Consider the following 22,983-nt stretch of genomic DNA (forward strand, 5'->3'; position numbering starts at 1 on the left):
CCGTCCACCTGCACGGGGGGTTCATTCCGTGGGTGAGTGATGGCGGCCCGTTCCATTGGTTCGACGCCCAGGGCAACGAAGGCCTGTCGCGCGTGGCCTGGCTTCCGATATCCCCAGGCGATCCGCGCTACGTCCGAGGTCCGAAGGCCAACAACCTCTCGAAGGACTACTGGTACCCGAACGACCAGAGCATGCGCCTGATGTGGTACCACGACCACGCGGTCGGCATCACTCGCCTCAACGCGTATGCCGGGCTTGCGACCGGATACCTGCTCCAGGACGCGTGGGAACAGGCCCTGATCAAGATCGGTGCGATTCCGGCCATGGACCGGCTCGTGCCGCTGATCATCCAGGACAAGACCTTCATCGGCCCGGAGGGCAATCCCGATGGTGGCCGGGGAAGGCCTGGTGACCTGTGGTACCCAAACCTGTATGAGAAGAACTCCGTCGGACCGTCGGGCCGCTGGGACTGGGGCGGGGACAGCTTTCCGGGTACGTTCAGCACCGATCCGCCGAACCCCTCTTGCGTGCCCGAGTTCTTCGCGGACACCCCGGTCATCAACGGGATGGCGTATCCGTACCTCGAGCTCGAACCGCGCCGCTATCGGTTCCTGTTCCTGAACGGCTCGCAGGCGCGCTTCCTGAACCTGCAGCTCTACTTCGCGCGGTCGATGGACACGAACAACCCGGCATCGGGGGAACCGGACCTGAAGCACACCAAGGGGATTCCGGCGTTCGTCCAGATTGGCGCCGAGGGCGGCTTCCTGCCGGCGCCGGTCGTGTTCCCGAACGATCCCCCGATGCAGATGGCGTTCGATACCGACCCGACGAGCCCCACCAACGGGAACGCCACACAGTACAACCTGTTGATGGCGCCCGCCGAGCGTGCCGACGTGATCGTCGACTTCTCGAAGGTCAAGCCGGGCTCGGTGATGGTCCTCTACAGTGATGCGCCGGCGCCATTCCCGGGCGGCGATCCTCGGAACGACTACTTTACGGGCGATCCGGACTACACCAGCGCCGCGGCGAATAAGGACGGCCTCGCCGGCGGGGCGGCGACCACCCTCGACGGGGCTGGGCCGAACACCCGTACGTTGATGCAGATTCGAATCGTGCCGCGCGTCGGCGCGGCCGACCCGGTCCTGCCGCTACCCCTGCTGCCGCCGATGGATCCCCCTCCGCTCATCAGGCCCGGCCATGTTCCCGCGTGGGTATCGAATCCGAATCTCAAGAATGAGCCCCCCGCCCGTGTCGATGTCGTCCGTGATCTCACGCTCAACGAGTACTTCGACGAGTATGGCCGCCTGATCCAGATGCTCGGCACCACAGAACCGACGGGGGTGGACGGCGGCGGAGCGCGACTCTATGGCGCCGAGTATTTCGACCCAACGTCGCTCCAAAGCGCCGCGTTCCAGTCGCCGACGGTCGGCGCCGTAGAAGTGTGGCGGATCTTCAACACGACGGGAGACACCCACCCGATGCACTTCCACCTGGTGAACCTCCAGGTGATCTCGCGGCAGGCGTTCGACGAGGGCGCGTTCATGAAGACCGGAGCCATCACTTTCATCGGGCCGGCAAGGCCCGCGGATCCGAACGAGCGCGGCTGGAAGGAAACGATCCGGATGAACCCTGCCGAGTGCATCACGCTCATCACCCGGTTCAGCCTGCCGGCCGACCCGGTCGTCGATCACAGGCGCGTGACGGTGCCCTACAGTCCGCGATTCGAGGTGATGGGCATCAAGGGGTACGAGTACGTGTGGCACTGCCACATCCTGGAGCACGAGGAGCACGACATGATGCACTCGCTCCTCGTGACCAGGTAGCGCGGGGTCTGCCAGGAGTGAACCGATGAGAAAGGCTGCTGCCTTTTCACTGGTGTGCGTCGTGGCCGGCCTGGCCTTCGTGGCGGGTTCCTGGGTGACGTGGCACATGTCCGCCCGGGGACGGGAGCCCGGACGAGCGCGGACGGTCCTGTATTGGGTGGATCCGATGCACCCGTCCTACAAGTCCGACAAGCCGGGCATCGCTCCCGATTGCGGCATGCAGCTCGAGCCGGTGTACGCCGACGAGCGCTCCGCAGTCGGGGGCCGAGTGTTGCCGCCCAACGCGATTCAGGTGTCCGTCGATCGGCAGCAGTTGATTGGCGTAAGGCTCGGCCATGCGGAACCGGCGCCGACTGCACGCACGGCGACCACAGTCGGACGGGTGGCGGTGGATGAGACGCGCGTCTTTCGCGTGGCGACGGGGGTGGATGGCCTCGTCCACGACGTCGCGCCGGTCTCCACGACGAACCTCGTCCACAAAGACGAACTGCTGCTGCGCATCACCGCTCGCGACATTCTCACGGCCGAACAGAGCTTCTTCTACGGCCTGGCGGCGGTCGAGCGGTACCAGAAGGAAGGATCCGCGGGGCCGGATCAGATGAAGATCGCTGAGGCACAAGTGAAATCCGGCGCCGATTCACTTGCTGCCTATGGCGTCGGCGCACGCCAGATCGAGGACCTGCGCCGCACGAGAGTGCCGACGACCGACGTGGACATCCGGTCTCCTGTGACGGGCTTCGTCCTCTCGCGCACGGTATTCTCCAACCAGCGCTACGACCGGGGCGCGGAACTGTTTCGCATGGCCGATCTTCGACGAGTGTGGGTGCTGGCCGACGTCTTCGCCAACGAGGCGACCGCGTTGAGACCGGGCATGGCTGTGCGCCTCATCCTGCCCTATGGCGGCGGCCGGCGCCTCCACGGGCGCGTGGCCAATGCACTGCCGGCCTTCGATACCGCCTCCCGCACATTCAAGGTTCGGATCGAGGTCGACAATCCTGACTACCTCCTGCGGCCGGACATGTTCGTGGACGTGCAATTCGACGTCGCCCTGTCACCTGGTCTCACGGTTCCGGCCGACGCGGTGGTGGATTCCGGCGCGCGCGCGACGGTCTTCGTGGACCGAGGCAATGGGTACTTCGAGCCACGGACGGTCGAAACCGGTTGGCGGGACGGCAATCGCGTCCAGGTGCTGAGCGGCCTGACCGAGACGGACGCCATCGTCGTGTCGGGCAATTTTCTGCTCGATTCCGAATCGAGGATGCGAGCGGCAACGACCGGGGTGAACCCCGCGACGAGTCAGATCGACCCGGTGTGCGGCATGTCCGTGGATCCCGAGCGCGCTCGCGGTGCCGGGCAGACGCTCTCGCACGCCGGCCGCATGTACTACTTCTGCTCCCGCCAGTGCCGGGAGCGATTCGAGACGAACCCAGGCTCGTACACGTCGGAACACGATCACCTTCTGCCGTCATCGGCGCCGCGCCAGGTCGACGGTTCTCGACGGTCGCCGCCGATTGGTCGAAAGACCGAGCCGGCATCCACCGCGCCGGCTGGGATGGCGCAGCAAGACACGGTCGACGCGGGAATCGGTGCGCCCGCCAATGCGGTGATGATGGCGCAGGAGAAGGAAACGGAGCGGCCGGCTGCCTTCGATCATCAACAATACGCGCCGAAGAACAGGCTGCTTCGCCGTTCACATGTCGGGGCGTCATCCTCGATGGTTGAGGCGAAAGCCGACAGCGTCGCGTCAGCCGGGATCGCCGAAGACAACGTGCAACTCGACGTCGCGTGCGCTGCCATCGTCAACAAGATGGAGGCCTCGAGCAAAGGGCTCTTCGCGGTCTACAAGGACAAGACCTACTATTTCTCGAACGCTGACTGCAAGACCCGGTTCGACAAGGAGCCCGAGAAGTTCATCGGCAGGTGAGCGTCGGGTTCGACGACGAAGTCGTTACACGGTTTCTCCCAGGGGCGTGTCGCGTCGTCTCTCGCTCGATGACGGATTGTGCCTGGTTCCCGCCCAATCGTCGCCTCGACGGTTTCGGCGCCCGCCGGCCCGGGCCTTGCTCTCGCTCCAATCCTCGACACACGTTGCCCCCCCAAGTGACATCGAACAGCGCGAGGTCGCCGGTACACCGGTGCCACGGTTCACGAGTATCCCGACCTCTGCCGAGAAGGGGCTTGATGATGGTCCATCGATTCCGTCTGTTGCAGCGGCCGCGAATGACGCTCATTGCCCTGGCGATCCTGGCTGGTGTCTTTGTGGCCGGGGCGCCGCGAATCTCCGGGCAGGCCGGCACGACCGGCTGGAAGGTCGTTGCCTGGAACAACCTCGGCATGCACTGCATGGATGCCGATTTCAGCGTATTCGCCATCCTTCCCCCGTACAACACGATCCAGGCCCAGGTGATCGACGCGGCCGGCAATCTGGTGACGAGCCAGGCCGGCGTGAACCTGAGCTATCAGGGCATCGCGGATCCTACGGGGTCCATCAACACCACCTCGGCGGGCAAGACCAACTTCTGGTCGTTCGTCGCTCCGATGTTCGGCGTGACCCTGCCGGCAGACGTCGGCCTGCTCAACCACAACATGCCCGGGCTGGCCAACACTGCGCAGCCAATGGTTTTCGACCCGGCATTCAACTGGTTCATCGCCGAGGGCATCCCGATCACGCCCTACGACAATGCCGGCGCCAAGAATCCCTACCCGCTGATGAAGGTGACGGCGAGCGACGCGGCCGGCGCGCCGCTCGCGTCAACGAACATCGTGTTGCCGGTCTCCGATGAGATGGACTGCTCAGCGTGTCACTCTTCGGCCTCTGGCCCCGCGGCGCGTCCACGGGCCGGCTGGGTGAATCTCGCGGACGCGCAGCGCGACTATCGCTTCAACATCTTGCGGCTGCACGACGACCGGCAGCTTGGCAATCCAGCCTTCCTCAGCGCGCTTGCTGCCAAGGGCTACCGAAGCACCGGCCTGGAAGCCACTGCATCGGGAGGCAGGGCGATCCTGTGCGCCGCGTGTCACAAGTCGGAAGCACTGGTGGGCAGTGGCATGACCGGGATTCCGCCGCTCACGACTGCCGTCCATGCCCTGCACGCCAGGGTCGTGGATCCGACGAACAACTTCACGCTCGACTCGAGCAGCAACCGGTCGGCATGCTATCGGTGCCACCCAGGGTCGGTGACGCGGTGTCTGCGTGGGGTGATGGGCAACAGCGTGGCCGCGGACGGCACGATGGCGATTCAGTGCCAGAACTGCCACGGCCCGCTGAGCGCGGTCGGCAATCCCAACCGCACGGGTTGGTTTCAGGAGCCGACCTGCCAGAACTGCCACACCGGCACCGCCGTCTCGAACAGCGGGCAGATCCGGTTCACGTCGGCGTTCGGCTCGACTGGCTTGCCGCGAGCGGCGGCCGATCCGACCTTCGCCACCGTCGCCAACGCTCCTGCCGCCGGGCTGAGCCTCTACCGTTTCTCGGCTGGCCACGGCGGCCTGCAGTGCTCGGCGTGCCACGGATCGACGCACGCGGAATATCCGTCCGCCCACCCGAACGACAACCTTCAGAGTGTGGCACTTCAGGGACACGTGGGCACGATTGCCGAATGCACGGCGTGCCACCAGACGACGCCGACGACGACCAATGGCGGTCCGCACGGAATGCACGCGGTGGGGCAGGTCTGGATCTCCGGCCACCCGGATGCCGTCAACAATGGCGGGCAGTGCCAGGCGTGCCATGGCGCGGACTACCGGGGGACGGTGCTGTCGCGTGCGTTCGGCCCGCGAACGCTGACGACGTCGTTCGGCACGAAGACACTGTTCCGCGGTGCGCAGGTGAGCTGCTACATGTGCCACAACGGGCCCGGGGGAGGCGATTCGAATCCCAACCGGCCACCGGTGGCGGGCAACCTCTCGGCCTCGACCAGCGTCGGTGCGGCGGTCGCCATACCGTTGGCCGCGACCGATCCGGACGGCAACGCGCTCACTCTGCGAATCGTCTCTCAGCCGACGAACGGGACGGTCGGGCTTTCGGGCACGGTGGCGACATACTTCCCGTACGTCGGGTTCTCGGGTGCCGACACGTTCACCTACGCTGCCTGGGATGGATCGATTGACTCGAACCTGGCCACTGTGACGGTCCAGGTGGGCAGTGGAACAGGCGGGTGCTCGGTGGCGACAACGGCGTCTGCGCCCGGCACCGCGGCCGCTGGTGTGGCGGTGTCGTTCACCGGATCCGCAACGACGTCGGGGTGCACGGGTACCCTGACCTACGCGTGGAACTTCGGTGACGGCAGCGCGCTGTCCACGGCGCAGAGCCCGACCCATGTCTACGCCATCGCGGGTCCTTACACCTGGACGATGACGGCGTCGGACGGCGGGGTCTCGAGCGCTAAAACCGGCACCATCGTGGTGAGCGCCAGCGCACCCGCGTGTTCTCTGACCACGACGGCCTCGGCGCCGGCAACGGCTACCGTTCTGTCACCCGTGTCGTTCGGCGCAACGGCGACCGCCACCAACTGCACAGGCACCGTGGCGTATGACTGGGACTTCGGCGATGGCGCCGCGCACTCCACCTCGCGCTCGCCGAGCCACACGTACTCGTCCGCGCGCACGTTCCAGTGGACGATGACCGCGTCGGTTGCGAGGGTGTCGAGCGCGAAGCGCGGCTCGATTGTCGTCACGAGTACGGCCGACTCCGCGCCGCAGATCTCGACGGTCACGGCGTTGTCGGATCCGTTCCGGATTCGGATCGACGGCGCGAACTTCCAACCGGGCGTCCGCGTGTTCATCGGCGGCAGCACCGTCGCCTCGGCGGACGTTCACCGGGTGAGTTCCACGCGGATCGACCTCAGCGGCGAGGGGGTGTCCAGCCGCTTCCCGCGGGCAACCCCGGTCTCGATCAGAGTGGTGAATCCGGACGGGCGGTCCGCGACCACCAGCTTCGCCAGGTGACAGACAGCGAGGTGGCGCCGGTGTCCGATGTGATCCCGGCGCCGACCCTCGAGAACCGATTCGGTTTCGGACGAGTTGCGGAGGGCCGGGGGTCGTGGGCGCCGGCCAATCGCGTTGATCTACTTGGCGCCGATCTTGCTTCGGATAGCTCCGGGCTTCCCTGAGAACAGAAAGGCGCCGAGATGCTCGCAGCCATTGATCGAACGCTTGAGCTCCATCGGGCACGGCGACTCACAGATTCCTTGTTCGCCGAAGTCCAGCCTGAAGCCCTCTATGACCGTGGGATCCCTGAGCGTCACCGCGTGCTGTTCTACCTCGGCCATCTCGAGGCGTTCGACTGGAACCAGATTGGCCGCGCGGCGCTGAGCCTCCCACCCGTGAGCGAGTCGCTCGATCAACTCTTCGCGTTTGGCATCGACCCTCCCCCCGGCCAGTTACCGACGGATCGACCGGAGGACTGGCCGACGGTCGGGCAGACGCTCGACTACGCGAAGCGGGTCCGTGCCCACGTCGATGCCGTCATCGAACAGGCGCCTGACGTGGCGGCCAGCATCGCCGTCGAACACCGTTTGATGCACGCGGAGACGTTTGCCTACATTCTGCACAACCTGCCGCTCGACCGACGGGTTGCGGCACCAGCGGTCGTCGCGACATCTCGTGCCTCTTCGCCGATCCCCCGATTCATCGAGATTCCTGCCGGCACTGCCACGCTCGGGCGGGCTTCGGGCACAGGGTTCGGCTGGGACAACGAGTTCGGCGCCCACTCCGAACGGGTACCGGCCTTCTCGATCGGCAAGCACAAAGTGACCAACGGCGACTACCTGGCGTTTGTCGAGGACGGCGGGCCGGTGCCCCATTACTGGTTGCGCGCCGGGCTCGGGTGGAAGTACCGCGCTTTCGCGAGTGAGCTGCCGCTTCCGCTCGACTGGCCGGTGTATGCGAGCCACAACCTGGCCGCTGCATACGCGGCGTGGGCCGGCAAGCGACTGCCGACCGAAGCCCAGTTTCAGCGGGCAGCGTTCGGCACGCCTGATGGTGACTGGCGCCGCTACCCGTGGGGCGATCAGCCGCCCGATCATGGTGGCCGTGGGAACTTCGACTTCGACCGCCGTGATCCGGTTTCGGTGACCGCCACTCCCCAAGGAGACTCCGCCTTTGGCGTGTCGCAGTTGGTCGGCAACGGCTGGGAGTGGACGCGGAGCGTGTTCGCGCCATTCCCGGGGTTCGAGCCGTTCCCCTCGTACCCCGGCTACTCGGCCAACTTCTTCGACGACGGCCACTTCGTCCTGAAGGGGGCCGCGCCGGTCACCGACCGCGCGCTGATCCGCGCCACGTTCCGCAACTGGTTCCGGCCGCACTATGCGTATGCCTACACGACCTTCCGCCTCGTTGAAGACTGACCCGTCCGACGACCTCGTACGCCCCGTGGACGCAGTGGCCCACGCGATGGAGGCCGCGCGCCTTGCGGCGTTCACGTTTGAGGTGCACGCGGGCCTCCGCCAGCGTCAGAAGACGCTTCCCTGTAAGTACCTGTACGACGATGTCGGGAGCGCACTGTTCGACGCAATCACCCATCTGCCAGAGTACGGCGTGACGCGAGCCGAGGAGGGCCTGCTGGTCGAGCAGGCGCCACGAATCGTGGAAGCGCTCGTGCCCGGCGTGATGGTGGCGGAACTCGGAAGCGGCAGCGGCCGGAAGACCACGACGATCCTGGATGCGATCCTGCGCTACCAGCGGGAAGTGGCCTACTACCCGATCGACATCTCGGCGGGCGCGCTCGAAGCCTGCCGGCTCCGAATCGGCGCCACGCAGGGCGTTCGCGTTCACGGGGTTGAAGGTCAGTACCTCGAAGGGTTGCAGCGTCTGGACGCGGGCCGCGAGGCATGGCCGCCGGCGCTCGTCCTGTTCCTTGGCAGCAACATCGGGAATTTCGGCCGGGCCGAGGCACTCACATTTCTTGCGGGCGTGCGGCGCCAGCTGAGGGCCGGTGACGCGCTGCTCGTCGGCGCGGATCTGCGCAAGCCTGTCGCGCGGCTGCTCGCGGCCTACGACGATCCGATCGGTGTGACCGCCGCGTTCAACCTGAATCTCCTGGCGCGGATCAACCGCGAGCTGGGCGCTGATTTCGATCTGCGCCGGTTCCGCCACGAAGCACGGTGGTGCGAAACGGAGTCGCGGGTGGAGATGCACCTGCGGTCACTCGAGGATCAAGTGGTGACGATCGGCCAGACCGGTGTGCGAATTCCGTTCCTGGCGGGCGAGAGCATCTGGACCGAATCGTCGTACAAGTTCGAGCCGGAAGAACTCGACGCGCTGGCGCGGTCCGCCGGCTTCTCGCCGGTCTCCCGCTGGACGAGCGGCGGGTGGACGTTTGCCGAGAGCCTTTGGGTCGTCACTGCGACCGGCGACGAGTGATTGAACATAGAGACCGCGGTGACCCGTCCAGACGTCTTGAACGGCCAACGTCGTGGCGAGTGAGTGAAGTTCTGTGACGTCTGTCCGCCCGTTCAAGATGTCTACGCCCCACGTTTCGCGGGGCCAGCCAACAGCGTGTCTGGTGCTGGCGGGGCATCCCGGTTGGCGGCGTTGCTCCTCCCTCACATACTCCCAGTATGCTCGGTCGTCGCGCCTTGCCAGCCGGGCGCCGCGCTCCGGGACTTCGGCAACGAACCACTGTTTCGGGACACTAGTATTCCGCGAACGTCTCGTCCGGATAGCAGTAGAGCCAGCGTTCACCCGATTCCGCCGATGCGACGACGGGATGGTTGCTGGCGCGCGCATGCGTGCTGGCGTGTCGCTTGGGCGAGGAGTCGCAGCACAGTGTCGCACCGCACGCCTGGCAGGTTCGCAGGTGCACCCAGGAACTGCCCGCCTTCACGCATTCGTCACATTGATGGCGGCTCGCCGCGCGGACCGTCGTAATGCCCTCGATGTGAGCGCAGACGTCTTGGCTGGGCATGTTCAGATCTCCGTTACCGGGCGCTCGAGGCCCGCTCGGTCCCACCGGGCGAGGTCGGCTGCCGCTTGGTATGTGCTCTCGAGGAACTGCGTGAGCACCGCATCGGGATGTCGCGCGGTCCGGACCGCATCGTAGGGGAGGAGGAACTCGGAGAGCTCGCGCGAGTAGTACGCCTCCGTTGGAAGAACCGCTACGTCCTTCAGTCCTGCCGGCTCAGGGGCGGCATACGCATAGAACGCGGCGTCTGGCACAGACCCACCGCCAGGCCAGAAACCATGGCTGATCACCTCGTGCGAGTAGGCTTCTCGCGTGATCGGATCCGCGCCGGGGCGTTCGGGAGCGGGCCGCCCCGAGAATCTGGTCACGGCGAGATCGAAACTTCCCCAGAAGAAGTGAACCGGGCTGCATTTGCCGATGAAACGCGCGCGGAACGCCTCGAAGACGCGATGGCTCCGGAGGAGAATCCGCCAGAAGCGGTTCGCGGCGTCAGGATCGTAGGACGCGTGGACGGTGTCCAGTTCGAAGTGAATCGGTGATGGAACTTCGACCGGCACCGGCCAGATGTCCGCTGCAATATCCATCTCGGCCAGCAGCGACCGCGTGTGCCGGTAGAACTCGGCAACCGAGCGGGGGCGCAGTTCGAGACTTCGCGTCACGCCGTCGGAGCGTTGCACGACCAACGCATGATCGACGAAGTCGAAGTGCATCCAGAACGCGCCCGTGTCGCGGGCATCCGCGCTCGTCGGCGCAAGAGCACACGGCATGATCGGCGTGGCCAGCCCCCGCGGCGTCACGTGCAGCGTCGCATTCCAGAAGTGATTGAGGGGTGGCGTGAGCGCCAGACAGATTTTGCCAACCACCTGCGTCCATATGTGGAGCGTGTCACACGTGTCCTTCCAGGCGACCAGCGGCAAGTCCGGCCAGGCAGCGTCGGGCATGGACCATCCCCCAGCAGGCGTGATCGGCCTGCACTGATGTTGCGTGACTCGGCGGATACTCCAGGCTACGGCCGATGGCCGACCGGACGCAAGCTCAGCGCCTCGGCCTGCAACCAAGGCCGCGCGCGACCTTCGGTGCGGGCAGCCGATTGTGCCCGCGCGGCGCTGAGTCCTGCGAGCACAACGACGCCGCGGCACTCGTGCATCGAAGGACTCAGGAGGCGGCCAGCTGTGGCGACGGCTTCTTCGCCGTCTTTCGGTGCGCCAGCCACTCCTGGAAGTGCTCCAGGTAGATGTAGTAGATCGGGGTGATGTAGAGGGTGAGTGTCTGCGATACCAGCATGCCGCCTACCACCGCCAGGCCGAGCGGGCGCCGCGCCTCGGACCCTGCGCCCCAGCCCAGCGCGATCGGCAGCGTGCCCATCAGCGCCGACATCGTCGTCATCATGATCGGGCGGAATCGGACCCGGCACGCTTCGTAGATGGCTTCAGCCGGGCTCAGGTTCTCGCGGCGCCGCGCCTCGATGGCGAAGTCGATCATCATGATGCCGTTCTTCTTCACCAGGCCGACCAGCATGATGATGCCGACGAAGGCGTAGATATTCAGGTCGTGTTTGAACAACAGCAGCGTGAGCAACGCGCCGAACCCGGCCGCGGGAAGCCCGGACAGGATCGTGAGCGGGTGGATGAAGCTCTCGTAGAGGATGCCGAGCACCACGTAGATCACGAAAATCGCGAGCGCCAGCACCCAGCCGAGACCGGTCATCGACTCCTGAAATGCCTGTGCTGTCCCCTGGAAGCTTCCTGAGATCGTGGCGGGCAGCGTGTTGCGGGCCACGTCTTGAACCCGCGCCACCGCGTCGCCAAGCGCAACGCCCGGTCTGAGGTTGAACGACAGGGTGACCGACGGCAACTGCCCGGTATGGTTGACCGACAGCGGCCCGACCGTCTGGCGCGTCGCGACGACGGTTGACAATGGGACCAGCTTGCCGGCGTTCGACTGGACGTAGAGCAGCGAGAGGGCGGCCGGATCGCGCTGGTACTTTGGGGCCACCTGCATGATCACCTGGTACTGATCGTCCGGTGCGAATATCTGCGAGACCTGCCGCGAGCCATACGCGGAGGTCAACGCCAATTCGACCTGATCGACGGTGAGGCCGAGCGCCGCGATCTGATCACGGTTGAGGTCGACGTTGATCTGAGGGTTGCGGAGCTGCAGGTCGGACGTCACGTCCTCGATTCCGTCGACCGTGCGGAGCGCCGCTTCGAACCGGGGCGCGGACCGGTACAGCTCGGCAGTGTCTGGATCCTGGAGAGTGTATTGGTACTGGCTGCGCGTCATCATGCCGCCGATGCGGATAGCCGGTGGGTTCGTCAGGAACACGCGGACGCCGGTGATCCGGGCGAGCTTCGGGCGCAGCGCCTCGATGACCCGATCGGCGTCGAGCGGCCGCTGGTTGCGTGGCTTCAGGTCGACATTCAACCGCCCGCCAGACCCGAACACGTTCGCGGTGTATCCGGCGACATTCGGGTCGTTCGCGAGGACGTTCATCACTTCCTTCACGCGAGCGACCGTCGCTTCGAAACCGAGGCCCTGGAGCGTCTCGATCTGTCCGCTCAACTGACCGGTGTCCACGCTGGGGATGAATCCCATCGGGATGATTGTGAAGAGATAGACGGTGCCGCCGAGCAGGAGCGCCGAGACGAGCATCGTGGCGCCCTTGAACCGAATCGTCTGCCCGAGCGACCACGAGTAGCCTCGCAGCCAGGCGTCGAATCCTCGCTCCATGAGGTTGTAGAAGCGCCCGTGCCGGATGGCGTGCGGCGCCTTCAGGAACCGGCTGCAGAGCATGGGCGTGAGCGTGAGCGACACGAGTCCGGACACGAGAATCGCCGCACCAATCGTCACCGCGAACTCGCGCATCAGTCGGCCGACAACGCCACCCATGAACAGCACCGGGATGAAGACGGCGGCGAGCGACAGCGTCATCGACACGATGGTGAACGCGATCTCCTTCGAGCCGTCGAGGGCAGCCTGCAGCCGCGGCTTGCCCATCTCCATGTGCCGGACGACGTTCTCGAGCATGACGATGGCGTCGTCCACGACGAAGCCGACCGAGAGCGTCAGCGCCATCAACGACAGGTTGTCGAGGCTGAAATCGAGCGCGTACATCACCGCAAACGTGCCGACGATTGAGAAGGGCAGCGCGAGGCTGGGGATGATCGTCGCCGAGACGTTGCGGAGGAACAGGAAGATCACCAGCACGACGAGGCAGACCGTCAGCTGGAGCGTGAACTTCACGTCGTCCACCGACTCGCGGATCGGCACGGCGCGATCGCTCCGGATCCGCAACTGTACCGACGCGGGAAGCTGCTGCTCGAGCTGCGGGAGCAGCGCCTTGATGCGATCGACGACTTCGACCGTATTGGTTCCCGGCTGTCGCTGGATGGCCAGGTAAATGGTGCGGGCGCCGTTGTACCACCCCGCATTGCGCTCGTTCTCGACCCCGGCGTAGACGTTCGCGATCTCGTTCAGACGCACCGGGCTGCCGTTCCGCCAGGCGACGACGATTCCGTTGTAGGAACCGGCATCCAGCAGTTGGCCGGCCGCCTGGATTACGTAATTGCGGTCCGGGCCATAGAGCGTCCCGGTTGGCCGGTTGACGTTCGATGACGAGATGGCTTGCGCCACCTGGTCGATTCCAATCTGCCGTGACGCGAGCTGCATCGGATCGACGTCCACGCGCACGGCGAACTTCTGCGATCCGAACACGTTCACCTGCGCCACTCCGGTGACCATCGACAGGCGCTGCGCAAGGAGGTTCTGCGCGTACCGATCGAGCTGCGCCAGGGGCAGCGTGGGGGAGCTCAGCGTCAAGAACAGGACCGGGGAGTCGGCCGGATTGACCTTCTGAAACGAGGGCGGCGAGGGCATCCCGGGCGGCAGCTGGCGCTGGGCGCGCGCGATCATCGACTGAACGTCCTGCGCCGCCGCGTCGATGGATCGGCTCAGGTCGAACTGCAGCGTGATGCTGGTGCTCCCCTGCGAGTTGCTCGAGTTGATGGAACTCACGCCCGCGATCGTGGAGAACTGCTTCTCGAGCGGCGTCGCGACCGATGCCGCCATCGTCTCCGGGCTCGCACCAGGCAGATTCGCGTTGACCTGGATCGTCGGGAAATCCACGGTGGGGAGGTCGTTCACCGGCAACAGCCGGTAGCCCATTGCGCCGAAGATGAGGATCGAGAGCACCAGGAGTGTCGTCGCCACGGGACGACGGATGAAAGGTTCCGCGAGATTCATGATGTCGTCCTCACCCTACCGATCGCCCTGCCGGCCGCCGGTGCTGCCACTCTGGCCTCCACTGCGACCGGCTCCCGGGCCGCGGCCAGCGGCGGCCTCTCCCCGTTCCGCGATCCGGGCTCCCGGCGTCAGACGCAGCTGTCCGTCGGTCACCACGACCTCGCCCGCCGAGACTCCAGTGGCGATGACCACCTGGTCGCCCTGTTGCCGCTCGACCGTGACCGGTCGCATCTCGACCGTACGGTCCGGCTTCACGACGTAGACGAACTGGCCATCCTGGGAGGCCTGCACGGCGGTGGCGGGCACGACGAGGGCGTCGAGGTCGGTCGTCAGGTCGAGAACCACCTGGACGAATGCGCCCGGCCACAACTGGCTGCCGCTGTTCGGGAAGGTACCCTTGAGACGGATCATTCCGGTCGTCGGGTCCACGTTGTTGTCGATGAAGCTGACGATGCCGCGCGCCGGGGCCTGTGGTGGAGCCGCGGATGCGGCGTCCGGAGGCACCGCGACAGAAGCGCTCGGCTTGGGGCCGGCGGTTCCGGGCGGCGCCCGCGCCCCCTGGTTTGCTCCCGCCCGCACGACCGCGCTGACGGGCAATGGCTTTTTGGCCTGATAGAGGCGGATGTCCCCGAGGTAGCGCCCCGGGACCGAGAAGGTCACGTAGACCGGCGACAGCTGGTTGATGACGATGAGGGCGATCGTGTCATTGGCGCGGACGAGATCTCCCACGTGCGCTCCGAGCGCACCGGTTCGTCCACCGATGGGTGCCCTGATGTCTGCGAACTGCATGCTCAGCCGCGCGTTCTCGACCGCGGCCGTGTCGGCCGCAACCGTTCCGGTCAGGGCCGCCGCGCTGGCGCGCTGACTTTCGTACTGGTCGCGGGGAAGCAGCCCTCGCTTGAAGAGACTCTCGACGCGTCCCTGCTGATCCACCGCGTTGCGAAGCGTGGCGGTGTCTCGTGCCAGGACCGCCTCGGCCTGCTGAAGGGCGGCCTGGAATGGCCGCGGATCGAGGCTGAACAGCGGCTGTCCCTTCCGGACGTTCTGCCCTTCAGCGAAATGGATGGCGCTCAGCTGACCCGTGACCTGTGCCCGGATCTGTACGCTGTTTATGGCCTCCACGGTGCCGACTGCCGGCAGCGTGACCGGCATTGGCTTCTGTTCGACGCGCGCCGTCACGACGGGTACGGGCGCGCCGGCGCCTCGGCCGGTCGTCGGGGCGGAAGCGCTCGTGCCGGACGGAGACGAGCAGGCTGTCAACGATAGAGCGAGTGCGATCAAGGCGGCAAGGTGACGGATTGGCATCGGCATCGCTAGTTGATTGCGAGCAGGCCGTTGATGAACGCCGGCCCGGATTGAGAACCACAGATGAGAATCGAGTATCGCAGATCGAGACAAGTACAGCTGCATCCTGCCAGTTGTTACGACACTCCCCGAGGAACGCTTACCCCTATTCCCCCTCCCGTGGGGTCGTTGGTCGAAGGACATCTTCCAATCTTCACACACTCCTGGCCTTTCGGGGAGTGCTGGCGAGCCTTTCTCGTCGATCCGGCCAGGGACACGAACGGCGGGTTGGTGACGAACGCGCGCCTGGTGTGCTGAAGTGCACAGACTGCGCCCCCTCGACGCCCCTATCATTCGTGCGTTAGGGACTGCGCAGCGACGACACGCAGTCGGCGAGGGACTGTGAGGCAATCATGTCTGAACTGAATGGCGACAAGGCGAGATTCCAGCGCCTGCGAAAGGCAGGGCTGCTGCGACGTCTGCGGGCTCGAGCAGGCCACGCCGCGGCGAAGCTCCAGGCGGCGGCGGCTCAACCCGGGTCGGACAATACGCAGTCAGGCGGAGTTCGAGGACGAGTCGGGACACTTCTGCCGGAAGAGCACCTGGGACCTATCGGCTGAGCGGCCTCGTGGTCCGGGTCCGCCTGTGGCAGCCGTGCCGGGAAGATCAGTCGTCCTCGGAAGGCACCTTTGTGGCGGCACAACAGCGCCGGGCACCCACGCGGGCGCCCGGCGCGGCGAGCGATACCTATCGCTTGGGGATCCCGGCCGCGAACCATGCACCTCTCGCGTTGACGATGAGCAAGACTGGCTTGCCGCATGGATCGGGCGGCGTAGGCGTCAGCATGTCGTTGATGTGGAAGTCGCCGTTGTCATCGAGCGGGACGACGCCTGTCTTGGAGACCGATGTTCCGCAGAAGAGCCACGCACTGACGTTTTGGTTCCCGTTGGTGCCGATGCCATCCCCGCCCGCGAGCAGCAGGCCCCGACCGTCGACCGTGACCCGCCCGTCGGTCCTGACGGTCGCGTTCAGCCCCTCTATCACCCAGGGAAACCCCCCAGGTGGCACGCCCAGGATCGAGTTGAGCACTGGAGCGCCGTTGCCATCGATCTTCGCGACCGGGTCGACGCCAATTCCCCGGTCGAAGCGCACCAAGGTGTCGTCCGCCGTGACTGGCGCTGCGCACAGCACCACGATCGCCCACAGGACATACCGCTTCATCATGAACCTCCTGAACGCCATCCGTGAATCGGCCGATTGTTGTTCTCGAGCCGGCAATGGGGGCCGGCCGGTACGGACTCTTCGCCGGCACACGGAGCCGGCCACTATGACGAATGGGGAGTCGCCACGGCTCGAAGATATAGGGCGGTCAATCTCCAACTGAACCGTTGAAGGCGAGGCGCTCGAGTCGGGCAGGGGGCACCACGGCCTTCGCAACCCGGGAGATGCACCGCGTCAGACCGGTCGTTGCGACGAAGCGGCCTGGCCGGATGGCCTGGACGGGATCCACCGAGCGCTACTGGCCGCGCACCCATGAGTTGCCATACGATGCGCAAGACGAGGGGAGAGTCGGATGGCAACGACCCGGTGGATACTCCTGCTGGCGGCACTGCTCGTGGCGGCCGCCGAATCCGCGCGTCCATCACCGCGAGCGTCGCGCCTGCCGGAATCGATCGAGCGGTTTCTCGCGTCCGTCGTCCGGCCGACGTCGGCGGAGCGGGATCTGCTGCTTCGTGGCTCGCCAATCGCCAAGCTCCTCGAGTCCGACCCTGGCCTGGAGGTGGCCGTCTTCGGCGCGATCTGGATCAAGGCCGCGCCCGCCAAGTACGTCGCGGCCGTGAAGGACATCGAGAGGTTCGAGCGCGGTGGCGCTTTCAGGATCACCAGGAGGATTAGCGCTCCACCACGGCTCGAGGACTTTGCTGAGATGACCTTGCCCGAGGAAGATGTCCGGGATTTGAAGGCCTGTCGCGTCGGGGACTGCCAGGTCAAGCTGGGCCAGAGCCAGATTGAGAGGTTCCGGGCCAGCGTCGATTGGACGAAGCCCACGGCGAAGGCTGATGCGGAACGTGTGTTCCGACAGATCGCGTTCGAGTCCGTGGCGGGGTATCTCGAGGGTGGCAACGGCCGGCTCGCCGTGTACCGCGACCACTTGCGGCCCGCGTCAGTGGCGTCGGAGTTCGAGTCGATGCTCGAGCGCATGCCGTCGCTCGCGGAGTCGCTGCCTTCTGTCCGCCAGTACCTCCTCGGCTACCCCAACGCCGTACTCCCGGGATCGGTGGATTTCCTGTACTGGCAGGAAACGACATTCGGCCTCAAGCCGACAATTCGCATCAGCCACGTGGTGATCGAGGAGAGTGAGAAGGAAACCGTCGTCGCGTCGAAGATGCTGTACGCCAGTCACTACTTCTGCACCGGCCTCGAACTGCGGGTCCTGGTTCCGGATCCCGCCCGCGGTTCTGGCTTCTGGTTCATCAATGTGAATCGCAGCCGGTCCGACGGCCTGAGCGGCTTCACGGGCCGACTGATCCGGGGGCGGGTGCGAAGCGGGGTTGCCGACGGCCTCCTCTCGGCCTTGACGGCCACGAAGATCAGGCTCGAGTCGCAAACGCCCCAAGGCGCTTCGTCTCTGCTACATTGAGAGAGGGAGGCTCCATGTCGATACGACCCACCAGGAGGATTGTCCGATCGACGCCGGCGATCGAGGGCGCGGGCGTGCGCCTGCGGCGCGCGTTCGGATTCGGCAGCACGGAGGAGACCGATCCGTTCCTGCTGCTCGACGACTTGCGGAACGACAATCCCGCCGACTACCTCGCGGGGTTCCCGTGGCACCCGCATCGCGGAATCGAGACCATCACCTACATGCTGGCCGGGACGGTCGAGCACGGTGACAGCCTGGGCAACAAGGGACGCCTCGCAGCCGGCGACGTGCAATGGATGACCGCCGGCAGCGGCATCATGCATCAGGAGATGCCGAAGGGCGACGAGCGGGGCCGCATGCACGGCTTCCAGCTCTGGGCGAACCTGCCTGCGTCGCTGAAGATGACCACACCCCGCTACCAGGACGTCGCCGCCCGCGACATCCCCGAAGTTGTGGACGACGACGGCACCCGTGTGCGTGTGGTGTGCGGGGAATTCTGGGGGAAGAAGGGCCCGGTCGAGGGCATCGCGGCGGATCCCCGCTATGTGGACGTCTCGGTGCCGCCCGGTCGGACCAGGCGGCTGGCCGTCGAGCGATCCCGAAACGTGTTCGCGTACGTCTTCGAGGGCTCGGGCGCGTTTCGCGACGCGTCGGAGCCGCGCGCCGTGCGGAACGAGCTGGCCGGGGTGGTGCGGGCGAGCGAGGGCGGGGAGGCGGACAACCGCTCACTTGTCCTGTTCGACAGCGGCGACGAGGTCGTGGTACAGGCGGGCGATGAGGGCATCCGGTTCCTGCTCGTGTCGGGCAGGCCGCTCGAGGAGCCGGTCGCATGGTACGGACCGATTGTGATGAACACCGAGGAGGAACTGCGGCAGGCGTTCGCCGATCTCAAGAACGGGACGTTCATCAAGTCGCGTTGAAGCGGGCTACACTGTCACCATGCCCTGCTTCTTCATCGTCGCGGCGCTCGCGGCCCCACGCGCAGTCGTGGTGGTGTTGTGGCTGTTCACGCACTGGTTCCGGGGAATCTTCAGCACGTCGCTGTGGCCGATTGTCGGGTTCATCTTCCTCCCGACAACCATGCTGTGGTACACGGCGGTCCAGCACTGGTTTGGCGGCCAGTGGACATTGTGGCCGATTGTCGGCCTCGTGGTGGCGCTGACGATCGATATGTCGCCGGCCGGCGGGCGCCGGAAGAGAAAGTAGTCCGCGATTAGAACTCCGCGCTCTTTGGTGCCCGCGGGAACGGGATGACGTCGCGAATGTTGGCGAGGCCCGTCACGTAGTTGATCGCCCGCTCGAAGCCGAGGCCGAATCCGGCGTGCGGAACCGTGCCGTACCGCCGCAGGTCGCGGTACCACCAGTACGTCCGCTTGTCGAGGCCCATCGCGTCGATACGTGAATCGAGGACGTCGAGCCGTTCCTCGCGCTGGCTGCCGCCGATGATCTCGCCGATGCCCGGTGCCAGCACATCCATCGCGGCCACCGTGCGGCCGTCATCGTTCAGGCGCATGTAGAACGCCTTGATCTCCTTTGGATAATCGGTCACGACCACCGGCCGGCCGACGAGTTCCTCCGTGAGGTACCGTTCGTGCTCGGATTGCATGTCGATGCCCCAGCGAACCGGGTATTCGAACGGCCTCCCCGACTTTTCGAGCGCCGCGATCGCGTCGGTATACGTCATCCGTTCGAAGCTGGACTTCACGAACGTTTCGAGGCGCGTGATGCACGTCTTGTCGACCCGTTCGGCGAAGAACGCCATGTCGTCAGCGCGCTCGGTCAGCACGGCCTGGAAGATGTACCGGAGGAACTCCTCCGCGAGCGTCGCGTTGTCGTTCAGATCGGCAAACGCGATCTCCGGTTCGATCATCCAGAACTCAGCCAGGTGGCGACTGGTGTTGGAGTTCTCCGCGCGGAAGGTCGGACCGAACGTGTACACGCGGGTCAGGGCCAGGCAGTAGGTCTCGACGTTCAACTGGCCGGACACGGTGAGATACGCCGGCTTGCCGAAGAAGTCCTGGGTGAAGTCGATCGCGCCGTCCCCGGTGCGTGGGAGGTTCATGAAGTCGAGCGTCGAGAGACGGAACATCTCCCCGGCGCCTTCGGCATCACTGGCCGTGATGATGGGCGTGTGGATCCAGTAGAAGCCGCGCTCGTGGTAGAAGCGATGGATGGCCTGAGCCATGCAGTTGCGGACCCGTGCCACGGCGCCGAAGGTATTGGTACGCGGCCGCAGGTGCGCGACCTCCCGCAGATACTCGTAGGTATGCCGCTTGGGGGAGATCGGATAGGTGTCGGGGTCGTCCACCCATCCGACCACGTGCACGGCCGCAGCCCGGATCTCGAACGTCTGCCCCTTGCCCTCGGACGTCACGAGCGTGCCATCGACCTCGACGGAACAGCCCGCGGTCAGCCGCAGGATATCGGCCTGGTAGTTCGGCAGCGCGCTCGGGATGACCACCTGGATGGGATTGAAGCACGACCCGTCGTGCACGTGCAGGAACGACAGCCCCGCCTTTGAATCGCGGCGGGTGCGCACCCACCCCTTCACCGTGACGTCGGTTCCGGCGGGGACGGTGCCGTTGAGAAGGGCGGAAATCATCTGCCAGGCCATCGAGGCACTCCTTGATCCTCCGATCATACCGGGGCGCGAGCCAGACGCGATCGACTTCAACCACCGGCGGGCGCCCGACCGGACCCTTCATCCTATCCCAAAGGGCGACGACTTGACCCCCTGCATGCCCACCGGTAGGCTGATGGCATGTGCGGGTTCGACCGGGTCGCTCGTTCGGTCCGTCTCGCCCTCCTGGCGCTCGCCTGGGGCCTCGCACTGTCCGGCAGCGGTGCGACGGACCAGTCGGGGGCCGCTCCCACGGGCGATCGAATCGCGATCTTTGGTGTGGATGCGGCCGACTGGCGTGTCATCGACAAACTGGTCGCCCAGGGTCGCCTGCCCACGTTCGCCCGGCTCCAGTTGGTCGCGTCGCGCGGCCTACTGAGATCCGACCCGCCGCTCCTGTCCCCCATCATCTGGACCACGATCGCGACGGGCCGACTCCCCGAAGATCACGGCGTGCTCGACTTCATGGTGGACCTGCCGGGAGGTGGGCAGGCCCCGGTCAGTGGCGGTGCGAGGCGTGTCAAGGCGCTCTGGGAGATCTGGTCGAATGCGGGACGCCGGGTGCTGGTCGCCGGATGGTGGGCGACGTGGCCGGCGGACCACGTGCGCGGCCTGATGGTGAGTGACCGTGCGGCATCGCCGCATCGACGCGCGGCAGGCCCCCCGGACGCCGGCGTCGTCTACCCCCCCGAGGCGTGGGAGCGTCTGCGCACGGGTGTCGTGCCAGCCGACGCAATCGATTACCCCGAATTGTCGCGCCTGCTTCCAGTGACCCGAGCCGCCTTCGACCGCGCCGTGGCCGCCGACCGAGCGTCGACCGCGGCGCTCTATCAGGATCCGATCGCCCACTTCCGCGCGGCGATCGCCGCGACCAGGACCTACCGCACGCTGAGCACCGCGGCGATCCCCGAGGTGCGGCCCGATCTCTGGGCTGCCTACTACGAAATCGTCGATACGGCTTCGCACCTGTTCATCAAGGATTCCACTCGAGGAGACCGCGCAATCTCCGCGGCGTACGCGGAGGTCGATCAGGCGCTCGCGCAGACGGCGCGCGCGCTCGATCCGGACACGCTGGTCATCGTGGTGTCGGACCACGGTTTTCAACCAGCGGATGCCGGCATCCGCGAGGACCCGGCCGACCTCACGAGCGGTGCGTCGGCGTGGCATCGGCCCTACGGCATCATCGCTGCCACCACGGCTGGTGCGCTCACCGGCACGCGGCCGCCGCCGGGTTTCTCACGGCTCGGGACGGTGTCGCCGCTCGACATCGCGCCGACAGTGCTCGCGCGGGCACGGCTGCCGCTGGCCGCCGATATGCCCGGTCGCGTCATCCCGGCGCTCGCGCCCTCGTCTCCGGGCCCGGCTCGCGTCGGCTCCTACGGTGCGCACGATGTGTCGGCCGTCCCAGAGGGAGCGGGAAAGGCCGGCGCGCAGGCTGAGTTCGACCGACTGCGCGCACTTGGGTACGTGACCGGGCCGGCGGCGGCGACATCCCTTGCGCGGGTCAACCTCGGCGAGATCCTCTATCGCAGGGGCGACGCACGGGGCGCCGCACGGGAACTCGAAGCCGTCTTGCGAGTCAGTCCGCTGAACGAGCACGCCTCGATGTGGCTCGCGCGCAGCTACGCCGCGCTCGGCCGTGGCGACGATGCGCTGCGGGTCTACGATCGACTTATACACGCGAGCAGCACGACAGCGTCCGACATCGACCCGATCGTGTTCCTCGCGGCGACCGACTCCGATCTCGCCGCGAAACGCGTAACAGCCGCGGCCGTCCGGCTGACGCACGTGCCCGACTCGCTCGCGCGCACGCCGGAGGTGCTCGTCGCGCGGGGGGCCGTGGCGCAGGCAGAAGGAAACGCGGCGGTGGCCGAGCGCAGCTATCGCGCGGCGCTCGAGGTCGCGCCGTCCGACACGACGGCGCTCGAGCGGCTGATGGATCTGCTGCTTGGCGCACGCCGGTTCGACGATGCGATAGGGCTGACGGGGCGGGCAGCCAGGTCATATCCGTCGTCACCGACGCACCTGTCACTGGCCGGCGAAGCCTGCCTGGCTGTGAAGCGCTATCGCGAGGCGGAGCGCTGGTTCGAATCAGCGCTGGCCCTCGTGCCCGACGCCGAGTCGGTGTCTCTCGAACTCGCCCGCACGAGGCTGCTCGATAGACGGCCGGATGCCGCGCTCGAGGCGCTGCGTGAGGCGCGCCCCTCTCGCGAACGTGACATGCTTCGGGGTGGAGCGTTCTCGGCAAAGGGCGAGTGGGGCGCGGCGATTGGCGCGTACGAACTCGCGCTCGCCGCGTCGGCGCCCACGACCGATCTGTTGAACGCCCTCGGGTACGCACAGATCAAGGCCGGCCGGCCGGCCGATGGCGTGCGTACGATCGAGCGATCGCTGGCGATCGACGAAACGCAGATCGAGATGCGGACGCTGCTCGATGAAGCCAGACGACAGCTGAGGAAGTAGTTCCAGG

15 protein-coding genes are annotated in these 22,983 nt (G+C 66.3%); 9 read left to right on the plus strand and 6 right to left on the minus strand.

The genetic code is table 11. The features are described 5' to 3' along the window. From VGK32_01590 to egtD, 5 genes are all read left to right on the plus strand, one after another. On the plus strand, positions 1–1,823 hold a 1,823-nt coding region (locus VGK32_01590; GenBank protein ID HEY3380425.1), incomplete at its 5' end, for a multicopper oxidase domain-containing protein. A gap of 25 nt (positions 1,824–1,848) precedes the next feature. Then, a complete protein-coding gene (locus tag VGK32_01595) occupies positions 1,849–3,747 on the plus strand; it encodes an efflux RND transporter periplasmic adaptor subunit (protein HEY3380426.1) in 1,899 nt (632 codons plus the stop codon). A gap of 257 nt (positions 3,748–4,004) precedes the next feature. Continuing rightward, positions 4,005–6,770 (plus strand): PKD domain-containing protein, encoded by a 2,766-nt coding sequence (locus tag VGK32_01600; protein HEY3380427.1) that lies wholly within the window; start codon positions 4,005–4,007, stop codon positions 6,768–6,770. Between the two features lie 182 nt (positions 6,771–6,952). Continuing rightward, positions 6,953–8,170: an SUMF1/EgtB/PvdO family nonheme iron enzyme gene (locus VGK32_01605; protein HEY3380428.1), complete on the plus strand. Its 1,218-nt coding sequence runs from the start codon at positions 6,953–6,955 to the stop codon at positions 8,168–8,170. 25 nt (positions 8,171–8,195) lie between these two features. After that, entirely contained in the window at positions 8,196–9,185 is a 990-nt protein-coding gene (gene egtD / locus VGK32_01610) for an L-histidine N(alpha)-methyltransferase (GenBank protein ID HEY3380429.1), read from the plus strand. Positions 9,186–9,456: 271 nt separating this feature from the next. On the opposite strand, the gene VGK32_01615 is transcribed toward egtD, so the two are convergent. The 5 genes from VGK32_01615 to VGK32_01635 form a co-directional block, all read right to left on the minus strand. Then, complete coding sequence (locus VGK32_01615; protein ID HEY3380430.1) at positions 9,457–9,729, minus strand: UBP-type zinc finger domain-containing protein; 273 nt, start codon at positions 9,727–9,729, stop codon at positions 9,457–9,459. A gap of 2 nt (positions 9,730–9,731) precedes the next feature. Beyond that, the gene (locus VGK32_01620; protein HEY3380431.1) at positions 9,732–10,667 is read right to left on the minus strand and encodes a DUF5996 family protein; all 936 of its coding nucleotides are present in this window, start codon (positions 10,665–10,667) and stop codon (positions 9,732–9,734) included. 214 nt (positions 10,668–10,881) lie between these two features. Continuing rightward, positions 10,882–13,968 (minus strand): efflux RND transporter permease subunit, encoded by a 3,087-nt coding sequence (locus VGK32_01625; GenBank protein HEY3380432.1) that lies wholly within the window; start codon positions 13,966–13,968, stop codon positions 10,882–10,884. Positions 13,969–13,983: 15 nt separating this feature from the next. After that, the gene (locus tag VGK32_01630; protein HEY3380433.1) at positions 13,984–15,606 is read right to left on the minus strand and encodes an efflux RND transporter periplasmic adaptor subunit; all 1,623 of its coding nucleotides are present in this window, start codon (positions 15,604–15,606) and stop codon (positions 13,984–13,986) included. Positions 15,607–15,999: 393 nt separating this feature from the next. After that, complete coding sequence (locus tag VGK32_01635) at positions 16,000–16,473, minus strand: hypothetical protein (GenBank protein HEY3380434.1); 474 nt, start codon at positions 16,471–16,473, stop codon at positions 16,000–16,002. Between the two features lie 352 nt (positions 16,474–16,825). On the opposite strand from VGK32_01635, the gene VGK32_01640 reads away from it, so the two are divergent. Genes VGK32_01640 through VGK32_01650 form a run of 3 tightly spaced genes read left to right on the plus strand, consistent with a single transcriptional unit; the run spans position 16,826 to position 19,099 of the window. After that, a complete protein-coding gene (locus tag VGK32_01640) occupies positions 16,826–17,893 on the plus strand; it encodes a hypothetical protein (protein HEY3380435.1) in 1,068 nt (355 codons plus the stop codon). A 14-nt stretch (positions 17,894–17,907) separates the two neighbouring features. Further along, positions 17,908–18,813 carry a pirin family protein gene (locus VGK32_01645; GenBank protein HEY3380436.1) on the plus strand — a complete coding sequence of 302 codons (906 nt, stop codon included), beginning with the start codon at positions 17,908–17,910 and terminating at the stop codon, positions 18,811–18,813. Positions 18,814–18,832: 19 nt separating this feature from the next. Continuing rightward, complete coding sequence (locus VGK32_01650; protein ID HEY3380437.1) at positions 18,833–19,099, plus strand: hypothetical protein; 267 nt, start codon at positions 18,833–18,835, stop codon at positions 19,097–19,099. A 7-nt stretch (positions 19,100–19,106) separates the two neighbouring features. Here VGK32_01650 and asnS read toward each other — a convergent pair whose 3' ends face one another. Beyond that, on the minus strand, positions 19,107–20,495 hold the full coding sequence (asnS, locus tag VGK32_01655) for an asparagine--tRNA ligase (protein HEY3380438.1): 1,389 nt from the start codon (positions 20,493–20,495) through the stop codon (positions 19,107–19,109). Positions 20,496–20,654: 159 nt separating this feature from the next. Here asnS and VGK32_01660 point away from each other — a divergent pair, with 159 nt between their 5' ends. Then, a complete protein-coding gene (locus VGK32_01660; protein ID HEY3380439.1) occupies positions 20,655–22,976 on the plus strand; it encodes an alkaline phosphatase family protein in 2,322 nt (773 codons plus the stop codon). The last annotated feature ends 7 nt before the right edge of the window (positions 22,977–22,983 follow it).

The sequence above is a fragment of the Vicinamibacterales bacterium genome (assembly GCA_036504215.1).
Taxonomy (GTDB): domain Bacteria; phylum Acidobacteriota; class Vicinamibacteria; order Vicinamibacterales; family Fen-181; genus FEN-299.